The organism is Streptomyces sp. NPDC048483 (genome assembly GCF_040651455.1).
Taxonomy (GTDB): domain Bacteria; phylum Actinomycetota; class Actinomycetes; order Streptomycetales; family Streptomycetaceae; genus Streptomyces.
The window spans coordinates 16,023-28,651 of record NZ_JBEZJZ010000059.1 but is presented as its reverse complement, the minus strand read 5'-3'; the positions used below and the strand labels follow the sequence as shown (position 1 = coordinate 28,651).

13 protein-coding genes and 1 pseudogene are annotated in these 12,629 nt (G+C 67.8%); 6 read left to right on the top strand and 8 right to left on the bottom strand.

The genetic code is table 11. The features are described from left to right. Positions 1-67 precede the first annotated feature (67 nt). Positions 68-532 carry a hypothetical protein gene (locus tag AB0D04_RS26255; protein ID WP_362707846.1) on the top strand — a complete coding sequence of 155 codons (465 nt, stop codon included), beginning with the start codon at positions 68-70 and terminating at the stop codon, positions 530-532. Positions 533-800: 268 nt separating this feature from the next. Here the strand turns inward: AB0D04_RS26255 and AB0D04_RS26250 are convergent, their stop codons facing one another. Then, the gene (locus AB0D04_RS26250; RefSeq protein ID WP_362707844.1) at positions 801-1,799 is read right to left on the bottom strand and encodes a glycosyltransferase; all 999 of its coding nucleotides are present in this window, start codon (positions 1,797-1,799) and stop codon (positions 801-803) included. Between the two features lie 485 nt (positions 1,800-2,284). Between AB0D04_RS26250 and AB0D04_RS26245 the strand changes: the two genes are divergently transcribed. The 5 genes and pseudogenes from AB0D04_RS26245 (at position 2,285) to cas2e (ending at position 5,472) form a co-directional block, all read left to right on the top strand. Next, entirely contained in the window at positions 2,285-3,187 is a 903-nt protein-coding gene (locus AB0D04_RS26245) for an aminoglycoside phosphotransferase family protein (RefSeq protein ID WP_362707841.1), read from the top strand. A gap of 60 nt (positions 3,188-3,247) precedes the next feature. Beyond that, a complete protein-coding gene (locus AB0D04_RS26240) occupies positions 3,248-3,556 on the top strand; it encodes a hypothetical protein (RefSeq protein ID WP_362707839.1) in 309 nt (102 codons plus the stop codon). Between the two features lie 24 nt (positions 3,557-3,580). Continuing rightward, positions 3,581-4,432, top strand: a pseudogene (locus AB0D04_RS26235) (transposase); the annotation flags it as partial. Then, positions 4,341-5,120 (top strand): transposase, encoded by a 780-nt coding sequence (locus tag AB0D04_RS26230; protein ID WP_362707836.1) that lies wholly within the window; start codon positions 4,341-4,343, stop codon positions 5,118-5,120. The pseudogene AB0D04_RS26235 and the gene AB0D04_RS26230, both read left to right, overlap by 92 nt. Before the next feature lie 22 nt (positions 5,121-5,142). Continuing rightward, positions 5,143-5,472 carry a type I-E CRISPR-associated endoribonuclease Cas2e gene (gene cas2e / locus AB0D04_RS26225; protein WP_362707833.1) on the top strand — a complete coding sequence of 110 codons (330 nt, stop codon included), beginning with the start codon at positions 5,143-5,145 and terminating at the stop codon, positions 5,470-5,472. A 367-nt stretch (positions 5,473-5,839) separates the two neighbouring features. Here cas2e and AB0D04_RS26220 read toward each other — a convergent pair whose 3' ends face one another. From AB0D04_RS26220 to AB0D04_RS26190, 7 genes are all read right to left on the bottom strand, one after another. Continuing rightward, on the bottom strand, positions 5,840-6,877 hold the full coding sequence (locus AB0D04_RS26220; protein WP_362707831.1) for a phosphotransferase family protein: 1,038 nt from the start codon (positions 6,875-6,877) through the stop codon (positions 5,840-5,842). Next, complete coding sequence (locus AB0D04_RS26215; protein ID WP_362707829.1) at positions 6,870-7,652, bottom strand: SDR family oxidoreductase; 783 nt, start codon at positions 7,650-7,652, stop codon at positions 6,870-6,872. The genes AB0D04_RS26220 and AB0D04_RS26215 overlap by 8 nt, the downstream gene beginning before the upstream one ends. Before the next feature lies 1 nt (position 7,653). Further along, a complete protein-coding gene (locus tag AB0D04_RS26210) occupies positions 7,654-8,883 on the bottom strand; it encodes an acyl-CoA dehydrogenase family protein (protein WP_362707827.1) in 1,230 nt (409 codons plus the stop codon). Next, complete coding sequence (locus AB0D04_RS26205; protein ID WP_362707824.1) at positions 8,870-9,688, bottom strand: enoyl-CoA hydratase-related protein; 819 nt, start codon at positions 9,686-9,688, stop codon at positions 8,870-8,872. The genes AB0D04_RS26210 and AB0D04_RS26205 overlap by 14 nt, the downstream gene beginning before the upstream one ends. Beyond that, the gene (locus tag AB0D04_RS26200) at positions 9,685-10,503 is read right to left on the bottom strand and encodes an SDR family oxidoreductase (protein WP_362707822.1); all 819 of its coding nucleotides are present in this window, start codon (positions 10,501-10,503) and stop codon (positions 9,685-9,687) included. Before AB0D04_RS26200 ends, AB0D04_RS26205 begins: the two co-directional genes overlap by 4 nt. 332 nt (positions 10,504-10,835) lie before the next feature. Continuing rightward, positions 10,836-11,528, bottom strand: a complete 693-nt coding sequence (locus AB0D04_RS26195; protein WP_362707819.1) for a TetR/AcrR family transcriptional regulator — start codon at positions 11,526-11,528, stop codon at positions 10,836-10,838. A 106-nt stretch (positions 11,529-11,634) separates the two neighbouring features. Next, a complete protein-coding gene (locus tag AB0D04_RS26190; RefSeq protein WP_362707817.1) occupies positions 11,635-12,600 on the bottom strand; it encodes a nitronate monooxygenase family protein in 966 nt (321 codons plus the stop codon). Between the last annotated feature and the right edge of the window lie 29 nt (positions 12,601-12,629).

Sequence of the window (12,629 nt, the reverse complement as noted above, 5' to 3'; positions counted from 1 at the left end):
GAGCGTGATCGACTTCTAGGAGCCTGCCCTGACCTGGCGCTTTGCGTCTTTCAGAGCTGTCAGGGCCTTGCCTGCTCACTCAGCGAAAAGTCCCTGGAAAATCCCTGGTTCGGAGCGGCCCAGCCAGGGTTTCGAACTCGGGGTCCTGCTGGCCAAGGCCGAGCCGGAGATCACCGCCGCGACACGGCTGGGGAACGACCAGGACGAAGGCGAAGTGCTGCTCGGATGGATCGAGCAGGTGGGGCCCGACTCCGCCCTGTCGACCAACGTGCTGGTCAATCGGCTGCAGCGCACGGGGGTGCAGCTCATGGGACTCGATGAGGAGGAGACGCTCCCGGGACGTATGGCATCGGCTATGGCCATGGCCGTCGCAGCGGACACGCTCGGCGCTCATCTCCACTTCCAGGACGGTGACGTGGATGGGGTCCGGAAGGGCCTAGGCCGGGCGGAGACAGCCCTCATCGAGATCCAGCGGAACATCCACGACCTCCGTGTCGCCATCGGCGACGCAGAGGAGGAACCGGACGAGTAGCTAAGATCCCCGACAGCGTCGGCCCCGTCCCGGCCGCACAGGCCGAGCCTGCGCCGAGCTCGGATCGGTGACGGATCTGTGTCATGCCGGTCGCTCCAGTCGCTGCGGGGTGCTGCTGACCCGGCCCGGCGCCTGCGCAAGCACCCCGAGTGGGGCTACCTCACTCCCCTTGAGACACGTCGGCGACACGAACAAGGCCACGCCCTCGCAGCACAGACATTGAGTGTCCAAGCTCACGGGGGAACTTCAACTGGCCACCCGTGCCTGATCAGGTGAGGAGCCTGCGCACCAGTGCTCTCCACTCCTGGGTGAAGTAGTCCAAGGAGTGCCGGGTCAGGATGGTGCGGGCTCGTCGGCGTTCGACTGCGGGGGCGGCGGCTCGTTCCCGGACCTGGTCGAGCAGGCGGTCGAGCGCGGGGGCGGGTTGGCCGGTCAGGGCGGCCAGGTCGCCGAGTCCGGCCCGGGGGCGCAACAGGCAGGGCATGTCCATCAGCAAAGCCTCGGCAGCGCAGCGGCTCCACCCTTCGTGCATCACAGGCATGAAGACTCCTACGTCGCAGACCCGGAGCAGCCGCAGGAACGCGTCTCGTGGGAGGTTGTGGTGGCTGTCGGCTGTCTCGACGAGTTGTCTGCCGGTGGTCACCAGTCGCAGGTCCGGCGCGCCGGCCAGCAGCCGGGCGACGGTTTCGGTGCCCTTGCGGTATCCGGCCCTTCCGCCGTAGACGGCGAGTTGTTCCGGGCCGAATCCGAATTCGGCCCGGCAGATGTCGCGGTCCAGGGCGCGGGCCTGGTGGATCTCTTCGAGGTCAAAGGAGTTGTAGATGACCGTTGTGCCGGTCACGCCGCGCCCCTGGAGGAACCGGGCCCAGTAGGGGGCCACACAGACGACGGCGGCGCACTGGGGTATCAGTGCGAACAACTGCTGCCACAGGGCTTCCTCGGCCTCCGGGAAGTCCTGTTCGAGCGGTTCGTAGTGGTGGAGGATGAATATGGTCCGGCTCAGCATCTGCGGGGTGAAGTGTACGAGGCTCAGGTCGTCCCAGACGAAGATGCCGGGTGCGTCGCGCAGGGCGGCCAGATCGGATGCGATGCGGGTCACGTGCCGCACCCTGCGTCCCCGTGGTTCCCCGAAGTCGTCCTGGTACTTGTAGTCCGGCAGGAGATTCCACCGCACCAGGTCAGCAGTGGCCTGCTGGACCATCCGCAGATACGCGCGGCCGCCCGTGGGGCCGGTCGGGACGTAAGAGTGCGCGACGGGAGCTGTCATGCGACCAGGACGGTATCGCTAGGTCCCGAACATGCCAAGACCGCAAAGAAGGCGGCCTTCGAGCACAAAGCTTCTCTGAACCTGCGTGTCGGCCCAGCACCTATTCGTGCGTCGCGGGGCGCCGGGTAGGAAGCCCGATTCACCGGTCCACGCATTGATGCGGAGTCGATTTGGGCGATCTTGGATTCGGCTCCGGCCAGGCTGCTACGAAGTCTTTCGAGTTCGCCGAGCCACCCTTCCCTCTCCGCCTCGGCGATGCGGTCGAGAAGGTTGTCACGGATCTCCGCGAGCCGACCCCGCTGAGCGGGCTCGGGGCGCAGGAGGGAGCAGCGGACGCAGGCTTCTCTGAACTTTGGGGCCGTTCCGTCCCAAAGCCTCTGATCTGTAGCTCTCTCAAACCGAATTGGTGATGCCAGAGGGATCACAGCGAGATGTTCCGGAGAGCGAGAACCGCTCCGCCTGCCGCCTCAGTAAGGTGACTTCGCATGACCGACACCGAGATCGAGATCGAGATCACCGCAGACCTGGTCCGCGACCTGCTCCAGGAGCAACATCCAGACCTTGCCGTGCTGGCCATCCGCGAGGTGGCGGGCGGCTGGGGCAACCAAATGTGGCGCCTCGGGGACGAGTTGGCCGTGCGCATGCAGCGCATGGACCCCACCCCGGAGCTCCAGCTCAAGGAGCGGCGGTGGCTCCCCGTGCTGGCCCCGCGCCTGCCGCTCCCGGTGCCGACCCCGGTGCGGTTCGGCGAACCGTCCGAGCGCTTCCCCAAGCACTGGACCGTGATGACGTGGGTTCCCGGCGAGCCGCTGGACCACGGCTCGATCAGCCGCGGCGACCACGCGGCCGACACGCTGGCGGGCTTCCTCCAGGCGCTCCACGTGGAGGCGCCCGCCGAGGCGCCGATCGCTACGGACCGCGGTGCCCATCCCAAGAACTGCACGGACGGCTTCGAGAACTTCCTCCAGGCCGTTGCCCCCGACGACATCGCTGCCGACGTCCGGGCCGTCTGGGACGACGCCGTTGCGGCCCACGCGTGGGAGGGCCCGCCGGTGTGGGTGCACGGCGACCTCCATCCCGCGAACGTCGTCGTCTCGGACGGAACGCTCTCCGGCATCGTCGACTTCGGCGACATGTTCGCCGGCGATCCAGCGTGGGACCTCGCCGCCGCATGGGTGCTGCTCCCCGCGGGCACGGCCTCACGGTTCTTCGACATGTACGCGCATGCAGACGAGGCGGCGATCCGGCGCGCCCGCGGACTGGCCGCTATGAAGAGCCTCTTCCTGATGCTCATGGGGCAGAACGGAGATCGGGGCCTTCCCGGCGGCAAGCCGAACTGGGGACCTGCAGGCCGGGCGGCACTTGATCGTGTTCTGACGGGCGTTTGACGCACGCTTCTTTGAACTTGTTCTCGATCTTGGTTGAGGGCCATGCGGCATCCCACTTTCGTGGGTTCATCGATCACCACGCGTGGTGGGGATGCCAAGGTCCACGGCCGTATGCTGCCCGTGGCCCCGATCGAGCTGGCGGAGCTTCTCCTCAGCGCCAGCCAGGCTGACCTGGAGACCTTCGACCTCGCTGAGCCAGCCTTCCCTCTCGGCTTCGGCGATTCGGGCGATTCGGGCGATCAAGTTGTCGCGGATCTCGACAAGCCGTGCCCGTTGGGCTGGATCAGGCCGGAGGAGCGAGCATCTGACACAAGTGTGCTCATGGATGCAGGGGGATCCGAAGGCGGGACTGTAAAACGTTCGGTGTAACTCCTGATCAAGGAAGATGCACCGATGACCAGTGAGAACGTGACCGAGGCCGAGTCCGTCGACATGCTTGAGCCGCAGCCGTCGAAGGCGGTGGACGACCAGCTCATCGACGAACTGGTGGGCCGGGCTCAGGCCGAAGGATTGCAGCTGACGGGTGAGGGCGGGTTGCCGCAGCAGCTGACCAAGCGGCTGCTGGAGTCCGCTCCCGAGGGCGAGATCACCGACCACCTCGGCTATGACAAGCACAACCCGGTCGGGAAGAACACCGGCAACTCCCGCAACGGCACCCGCGGCAAGACCGTGCTCACCGACGTCGGACCGGTCGAGATATCCGTGCCCCGCGACCGGGACGGCACCTTCAAGCCGAAGATCGTGCGCAAGCGGCAAAGCGCCTGTCCGGTGTCGACGAGATGGTGATCTCTCCGTCGGCGAAGGGCCTGACGACCGGCGAGGTCAGGCCCACCTTGCCGAGGTCTACGGGGCCGAGTCTCCAAGCAGACCATCTCCACCATCACCGACAAGGTGATGGACGGCATGGCCGAGTGGCAGAAGGGGCCCCTCGACGCCGTCTGCCCGGTCATCTTCATCGACGCTGTCCACGTGAAGATCCGCGACGGCGCCGTGGCCAACCGGCCGATCTACGTGGCCCTGGCCGTCACCGCGGAAGGCCGACGGGACATCCTGGGCCTGCGGGCCTGCGGGCCTGCGGGCCTGCGACGGCGGCGAGGGCGGCGAGGGCGCCAAGCACTGGATGCACATTCTCACCGAGATCAAGAACCGCGGCGTGAACGACGTCCTCATGCTCGTCTGCGAGGCCTCAAGGGCCTGCCCGACACGGTGGAGACCGTCTGGCCCCTCACCACGGTGCAGACCTGTGTGGTCCACCTGTTGCGCAACTCCTTCCCTTATGCCGCCCGCCAGGAGGGACAAGATCGCTCGTATCCTCAAGCCCGTCTGCACCGCGCCGACCGAAGAGGCCGCACTCGAGCGGTTCGCCGAATTCGCCGATGCCTGGGGCAAGAAGTACCCGGCGGTCGTCCGGCTCCGGGAGAACGCGTGGGAGGAGTTCACCCCGATCCTCCGCTTCGACACCGAGATCCGCCGCATCGTCTGCACCACGAACGCGATCGAGTCCGTGAACGCCAGGATCCGGCGGGCGGTCAAGGCCCGTGGGCACTTCCCGAACGAGACCGCCGCCTTGAAGTGCGTCTACATGGCCATCATGAGCCTGGACCCCACCGGCAAGGGCCAGGCCCGCTGGACCATGCGCTGGAAGACTGCCCTGAATGCCTTCGACATCACCTTCGACGGCCGACTCTCCGCCGCCCGTCAGCAACCCCAACCACTCTGGATACACCGCTCGTTTGACAGACCCCGTCGCAGCTTCCGCGACCGCCTACGCCTGTTCCGCCTCATGCCCCGCATCGTCTCCGACATCCAGCACCTCATCGATCCTGACGAATCCCGCGAACAGCCCGACCCGGAAGAAGAATTGGTAGACCTCTGGGACCCGATCTCGGGAGTCATCCCCGGGGGCGTCAACTACGCCGCCGACGGGCGATAGCCACAACGCAACGAGGCATCCCATGCCATCGATGATCACCCTCACCATGACCGCAGTCCCCGACCATCTGCGAGGTGCACTGACACGCTGGCTCCTGGAAGTAACACCCGAGCTCTACGTCGGCACAGTCTCCGCGAAAGTCAGAGACGAACTCTGGAATGCCGTCAGCGCCGGCGTTGCCGACGGCATCGCGGTCCTCGCCTACCCCTCCGACAACGAGCAAGGCTTCACCCTACGGACAGCTGGCCAACGACATCGGCACGTACGCGACTTAGACGGACTCACGCTCGTCGCCTTTCGCCACCGCGAAGGCGCCGAGGGAGTAGGTCAAGAAGTAGCGAAGTCCTTCTAACTGTGCAGGTCGCGAAGGGTGCTCTCCGCGCAGGCGGAGGTGGGTCGGCTCTTGGACCGGCTGCTCAGACGCCTCCGACAGCTGCCTACCTCTGGGATTTGCCAGGGACTTTCAGCCCCGTCAGAGGGACTTTCAAGGGACTTCCGGCTGCCTAATGCGGCAAGGCTTGAAAGGCCAGAAAGGGCCTCCGACGCAGGTCAGAGACCCTTTCCAGGGCGAAGTCCCAGGTGAGGCGGTGGGGCGGACGAGGCCGGCCTGTACGCCGGGTACAGGCACATCCACGAACGGCGCGACGCCCGTCGCTATCGCAGTCCGCAGTCCGCAGTCCGCAGTCCGCAGTCCGCAGTCCGCAGTCCGCTGATACTTCTCAGATCCCCGCTTCGCCGGCGATCCGGCATGCCGTGTCCACGAGCGCATCGACACGTTCCACGGTGGGCGCGCCTGTCGCGCTCTTGTTCTTCGGTTCATCGATCGCTCGCCTCATCACGCCCTCGCCGATCACAGCCACCTTCCACAGGCCCAGCGCGTGCCAGAACTTCAGCGCTGCCGGGTCCCGGCCTGTTTCGGCCAGGTACACCTGAGCGAGCTCTGCACGGTCCGGGAAGCCTTCGAGGACGGAGGCGGCGAAATCGCCCCCGGTCTCCTCCTCTCCCGGTTCCGGCCAGTAGGCCAGCAGGCTGCCCATGTCTGCCAACGGATCCCCCAGCGTCGACAGCTCCCAGTCGAGCGCCGCGGTCACCTCCCCGCTGTCGTAGGAGGTGATGACGTTGCGCAGATGGAAGTCACCGTGAACGAGCGTCAGTTCGCGCTGCTCCGGGACGGCCGCGACAAGGCGCCGGGTGAGGTCGTCGAGGGCGGGCAGCTCGCGGGTCTTGGACTTCTCCCACTGGCCCGACCATCGCTTGAGCTGCCGCTGCGCATACGGCTTGTGGCTCGCCAGACCGGTCAGCCCGGTCGCCTTCAGATCGACCGCGTGGATCTTCGCCAGCGTCCGCGGCAACGACATGCCGATCGCCCGGCGGCGCTCGGGCGTCAGCGACTGCGCGACCGACATCGTGTCGACGACCTGGCCGTCCACGAACTCCATGAGCAGCAACGGGACGTCGGTCACGGCAGGATCATCGGTCAGCCCGAGAACTCGCGGGATCGGGACGGCGGTGCCCTCCAGCGCGGTCAGAATCCGTGCTTCGCGGGCCACGTCGTGCGCCGACGCCAGCAGGTGCCCCAGCGGTGGGCGCCGCAAGACCCATCTGCGGTCGCCCCGGTCCCGTACCAGGTAGGTCAGATTCGACTGGCCGAGCCCGATCCGGTCGAAGACGAGCGGCCCGGCGAAGTCGACGCCGAGGGTCTCGAACCAGCGGCTCACCGCCGCGGCGTCGACTCCGACGATGTCCGTGTTAGCCACCGATGCCGGCTCCTTGCCTGAACGGGAGCGCGTCACCGAGGAGTTGCCCGCCGTCGATCACCATGGTCTCGCCGGTGATCCAACTCGCGGCGTCCGAGACGAGAAAAGCGACCGCCGAGGCGATGTCGGCAGGCTCCCCTATGCGCCCGAGCGCCGTCGAGGCGGACACGGCCTGCTCGTGCTCCTTCCACAGAGCCTCGGCCAGCTTCGTGCGCACCACACCCGGTGCCACCGCGTTGACGCGGACCTTCGGCGAGAGTTCCAAGGCCAGTTGCCTGGTGAGATGGATCAATGCGGCCTTCGACGCGTTGTACAACCCGATGTTCGCCTCGCCGGCCATGCCGCCGACCGACGCGGTGTTGACGACCGCCCCGCCGTGCTCGCCCATCCAGGCCCGGGTGGCCAGGCCCGTCCACAGGACGGGAGCCCACAGGTTCACGTCGAAGGTCTTGGCGAACCGACCGTGGTCCTGGTCGATGACCGGCCCGAAGGCCGGGTTGGTCCCCGCGTTGTTGACGAGGATGTCCAGGCTTCCGAAGCGCTCCAGTGTCAGCTCCACACAGCGCCGGGCCGCCTCTTCGTCGACCGCGTGCGCACCGACGCCGACCGCTGTGCCCCCGACCTGCGCCGCGGCGGCGTCCGCGGCCTCCTGGGACCGGGAGGTGAGGACGACGTTTCCGCCGGCGGCGGCGATGGCCTGGGCGATCGCCAGCCCGATACCGCGCGAGGCGCCGGTGACGACGGCGGTGCGGCCGGTGAGATCGAGTCCTGCCATCTCAGCTCACCGCTGCCGTGGCCGCGTCGCGGTACTGCCGCAGTTCCTGTCTGGCGATGGCCCGCTTGTGGACCTCGTCGGGACCGTCTGCCAGCCGCAGCGTCCGCAGATGCGCGTACATCATCGCCAACGGGAAGTCCTCGGTCACTCCGGCTGCCCCGTGCACCTGGATCGCACGGTCGATGATCTTCAACGCGATGTTCGGAGCGGCCACCTTGATGGCCGCGATCTCGGTGCGCGCTTCCTTGTTCCCGACCGTGTCCATCAGGTACGCGGCCTTGAGCGTGAGCAGGCGGATCATCTCGATGTCGATACGCGCTTCCGCGATCCAGTCCTGGATGTTGGCCCGGTCGGCAACCGGACTGCCGAACGTCACCCGGGACTGCGCGCGCCGGCACATCAGCTCCAGCGCCCGCTCGGCCGCGCCGATCGCCCGCATGCAGTGGTGGATACGGCCGGGCCCGAGCCGGGCCTGGCTGATCGCGAAACCCTCACCCTCGCCCTTGAGTACGTCCTTGGCCGGCACCCTGACGTCGGCGAAATCGATCTCGGCGTGCCCCTCACGGTCCTGGTAACCGAACACCGGCAGCCCGCGCATCACCGTGATCCCGGGGGCGTCGATCGGGACGACCATCATCGACTGCTGCCGGTGCGGGGCAGCGGTGGGATCCGTCTTCCCCATGACGATGAGCACCTTGCAGTTGCGGTGCAGGGCATTGGACGCAAACCACTTACGGCCGTTGAGCACGTACGTGTCACCGTCGCGCTCCATCCGCAACTCGATGTTGGTCGCGTCGGAACTGGCGACCCGCGGCTCGGTCATCGCGAAGGCCGAGGCCATCGTCCCGTCGAGCAGGGGTCCCAGGTACTTCTCCTTGTGCTCGTCGCTGCCGAACAGCGTGAGCACCTCCATGTTGCCGGTGTCGGGAGCGTTGCAATTACACGCCTCGGAGGCGATGTGACTGCGCCCCATGATTTCCGCCAGCGGCGCGTACTCAAGATTCGTCAGTCCAGGGCCCCACTCGGCGTGCGGGTGGAAGAGGTTCCACAGTCCGCGCTTACGCGCCTCCGCCTTGAGGTCCTCGATGATCGGCGGATGGAAGTGCGGGTCACCCGACGCGCGCATCTGCTCGTGGTACACCGCCTCAGCGGGGTAGACGTGCGAATCCATGAACTCGATCAGATCCGCCTCGTACTTCTTGGCGCGGTCCGATGTGTCAAACAGTGACATCTGAACTCCTGACAGGTAGGGAGGGAAAATTCGGGGGGCGCTTGTCGAGGTGGCTGGCCACACCTTCGACGAAATCGGCCCCGCGGAAGGACTGGAGCATGACGCTTTCCGCCCGGGTCACGGAGTCGGCGTAGGTGCTGTCCGCGTCGCCCTGCAGTTGGCTCTTGATGGTGGCCATGGCTGCCGGGGAGCAGCGCGTCGCCAGATCGGCGGCGTACGCGACAGCGGCGTCGACCACACTGCCGGTGGGGACCAGGTGGTCGAGGAGTCCGATACGGAGTGCCTCCTCGGCGTCCACCATGCGACTCGACAGCAACAGGTCCGTTGCCCGGCTGTGCCCCACCAGCCGGGGCAACAGCCAGGAGATCCCGTACTCGGCGATCAGCCCGCGCTGCGCGAATGCCGTGGTGAAGCGGGCGGAGGGCGAACCGAAGCGGAGGTCGCAGTAGAGCGCCTCCACCATGCCCAGTCCCGCGGCCACCCCGCCCACCGCACCGATCAGCGGTTTGCGCAGGGTCAGCGGCACGTCGCGCGGCCGGCGCCGCGCCCTGTCCGCCTCGGAGACGTGCTGATGGCCGGCCGCCTGCAGCCGCTGAAGGTCGGCGCCGGCGCAGAATCCGCGTCCCGCGCCGGTGACCACGACGGCGCGTACGTCCGGGTCGTCTTCGGCGGCGTCGAGCAGCGTGAAGTAGCGGTCTTCGAGTTCGTCGGTCCAGGCGTTCAGCTTGGCGGGCCGGTTGAACGTGAGCACCAGCACGGGCCCGCGGTGTTCGGCGAGGACGAGCTCGCCCGGCGCGCCGGTCATGCCTGCGCCAGCAGGGAGCTCTGGTAGCGGCGCATCCCGCGCAGCCACCGGTCGTAGTCCGAGCCCTTCTGCCGGTACATATCCAGAACGTCTTCGTGCGGCAGGATCAGGAAGCGCTCGTCCTCGATCGCGGCGAGGACGATGTCGGCGACCTCGGCCGGCTCCAGGACGTCCCCCGCGGACGTGACGGCCTGCGTGGCCGCTCTCCCCAGGGCGTCCCCGGAGTCCTCCCCCGAGGTCAGCATCCTGGTGTTCACCCCCATCGGGCACAGACAGCTGACATGGACCCCGCGATCGCCATAGGTGACACTCAGCCATTCGGCAAAGCCGACGGCCGCGTGCTTGGTGACCGCGTACGTGGCGGAGCCGATCTGGGTGAGCAGCCCGGCCGCCGAGGCGGTGCTGACGAAGTAGCCCTCGCCGCGATCGAGCCACTGCGGCACGAGCAGCGTCGCCGCACGGATGTGGGCTCGCAGGTTCACGTCGATGGACAGGTCCCAGTCGTTCTCGCTCGCGTCGAGGCCGGTCGCCCCGCCGATGCCCGCGTTCGCGAAGTAGAGGTCGACCGGACCGAATTCGCTCTCCGCCAGGTCAATCAGCCGCTGGATCTGGGCGGCTTCCGACACGTCCGCGCCGGCGCTGACGGTGCTGCCCGGATGGTCGGCGTTGACTCTCTCCGACACCACCCGCGCGGTGTCCGCGTCGAGATCGGCGACGACGACCCGGGCCCCCTCGCGGGCGAGCCGTGCGGCCAGCGCGCCGCCGATGCCGCCACCGCCACCGGTGACGATGGCGACTCTTTGTGCAACGTTCACAGCGAACCCTCTCCGTGGCGGGGCATGCGGTGCCGGACACGGCCCCACGGGCCGTGGACTCCCCCACCTGTATAGTTGAATCCGGCGTCAGGTTCAACTGTCGGGTGCGTATCACCCGCGGAGAAGGCCGCCTCGCCCCGCTGACTCGGCCCGGCCCGGCGGCCGGAAGGAGAGAACGGCCCGGCGGTACCAGGGCATGAGGAATCAGGCGGTCGAGCGGGAAGGCTCGCGCAAGCCGGTCCTCGTCGCCGATGCGGGCGCCAGGACCCAGGTCGCCGAACGGGCGTAGGCTGCGGCTCCGCACCGGGTGGGGCCAGGGCCGGTCCGGTGGATCAGCGGTGGCCGGCGAACCGCAGGGCGTTCGCCCAGAGCCGGGTGACCGTGGAGACGAGCTCCTCGAAGTCCACCGGCGTACCTTCTTCTTGCCTTTCGCCGAGCACGAAGGCGTTGTTGGCCATGACGCTGACCATGCCCGACAGCGCACGGGAGGCCATCATGGGATCGACCTCGGGGTCTGCGACACCCCGCGCCTGCAGGTCGGCGATGCCGCGGGCGTTGCGGCGGATGAACGCATCCGCGCGCCGCCTTCGGAACTCACGGAACTCCGGCTCCACTTGTGCGACCTGCTCCAGCAGGCCCATCAGCTTCGCGTTCCGTTTGTACGCCTTGAGATACGCGCGATTGCTCGCCTCAAGTACCGCATACGGTTCGTCGGTACCCTGCACCCGGCCCATGCCGGGGTGCATCATGTCCTCCTGCGCCTCCAGGAGGACGGCGGCAAGCACCTCTTCCTTGTTGGCGAAGTAGGTGTAGAAGGATCCCGTTGCGCACCGAGCCTCTTTGGCGATGTCGACCAGGCGGGTGTCGAGGTAGCCGTCCCGCTCGAACACCTTCCGCGCGGCCTTCACCAAAGCGGCGCGTGTCCGCGCTCCGCGCTGCGTCGTCGGCGGCTCGCGAAGGGGCGAGAGGGGCGCCATCGGCGGTGCCTTCTCGCTGTAATCCTCCTCGGGCGCAGTGGTGTCCATCTCCGAAAGGGTACTTGAATCCGACGCCGGAGTCACAAATGCGCCAGGTGCGCGCGGAGCCGGCTGACAACGGCGCGCAGTCGTCCGGTGCGGCTGCGGCGCACCGTCACATGCGCTGGATCCGGCTCTTCGCCTCGGCGTACTCACCGGCGAGGCGCTCGACGACCGCTGCCGCAGGAAGTACGGCCTCGACTGCGCCGACGCCCTGACCGGCGCCCCAGATGTCCCGCCATGCCTTCGCCTCCGTGTTGTCCTGGTTTCCGAAGTCCATGGCGGACGGGTCGGATCCGGGCAGTGCGGCCGGATCGAGCCCCGCGGCCTCGATGCTGCCGCGGAGGTAGTTGCCGTGCACGCCGGTGAACAGGTCGGAGTACACGATGTCCGCAGCGGTGGAGTCCACGATCATCTGCTTGTACCGGTCCCCCGCATTCGCCTCGTCGGTGGCGATGAACGCCGAACCGATGTGGGCGAGGTCCGCGCCGGCGGCCTGCGCCGCGAGGATCGAGCGGCCGTGGGCGAGGGGGCCCGACAGCAGAAGGGGACCGCCGAACCAGTCGCGAATCTCCTGGAGGAGCGCGAACGGCGACTGCGTGCCGGCGTGGCCACCCGCGCCCGCGGCGACGGCGATCAGGCCGTCCGCGCCCTTGTCCACCGCCTTGCGCGCGAACCGGTTGCTGATGACGTCGTACAGCGCGATGCCGCCGTAGGAGTGGACCGCGTCGTCGACATCGGCCCGTGCGCCGAGCGAGGTGATGATGATCGGCACCTTGAACTCCACGACGGTCGCGAGGTCCTCCTCCAGGCGTGAGTTGGTCCTGTGCACGATGAGATTGACCGCGAACGGCACGGACGGTGCCTCGGGATGGTCGGCGTCGTGCTTGGCCAACTCCTCCGTTATGTGCTGCAGCCATTCGCGCAGCGCCGACTGGGGCCGCGCGTTGAGAGCGGGGAAGGAACCCACGATGCCGGCTGCCGACTGGGTGATGACCAGCTCCGGGCCGGACACGAGGAACATCGGCGAGGCGACCACGGGCAGGCGAAGCCGGTCCTGCAGGACGGGAGGCAGGCTCATGAGCAACTCACCATGCGTCTCTCTACTGC

Bases quoted from the DNA above. Each gene is read 5' to 3' on its own strand.
- cas2e (WP_362707833.1), top strand. From the start codon at position 5,143: ATGCCATCGATGATCACCCTCACCATGACCGCAGTCCCCGACCATCTG.
- AB0D04_RS26195 (WP_362707819.1), bottom strand. From the start codon at position 11,528: ATGGACACCACTGCGCCCGAGGAGGATTACAGCGAGAAGGCACCGCCG.
- AB0D04_RS26210 (WP_362707827.1), bottom strand. From the start codon at position 8,883: ATGTCACTGTTTGACACATCGGACCGCGCCAAGAAGTACGAGGCGGAT.
- AB0D04_RS26190 (WP_362707817.1), bottom strand. From the start codon at position 12,600: ATGAGCCTGCCTCCCGTCCTGCAGGACCGGCTTCGCCTGCCCGTGGTC.
- AB0D04_RS26215 (WP_362707829.1), bottom strand. From the start codon at position 7,652: ATGGCAGGACTCGATCTCACCGGCCGCACCGCCGTCGTCACCGGCGCC.
- AB0D04_RS26205 (WP_362707824.1), bottom strand. From the start codon at position 9,688: ATGACCGGCGCGCCGGGCGAGCTCGTCCTCGCCGAACACCGCGGGCCC.
- AB0D04_RS26245 (WP_362707841.1), top strand. From the start codon at position 2,285: ATGACCGACACCGAGATCGAGATCGAGATCACCGCAGACCTGGTCCGC.
- AB0D04_RS26250 (WP_362707844.1), bottom strand. From the start codon at position 1,799: ATGACAGCTCCCGTCGCGCACTCTTACGTCCCGACCGGCCCCACGGGC.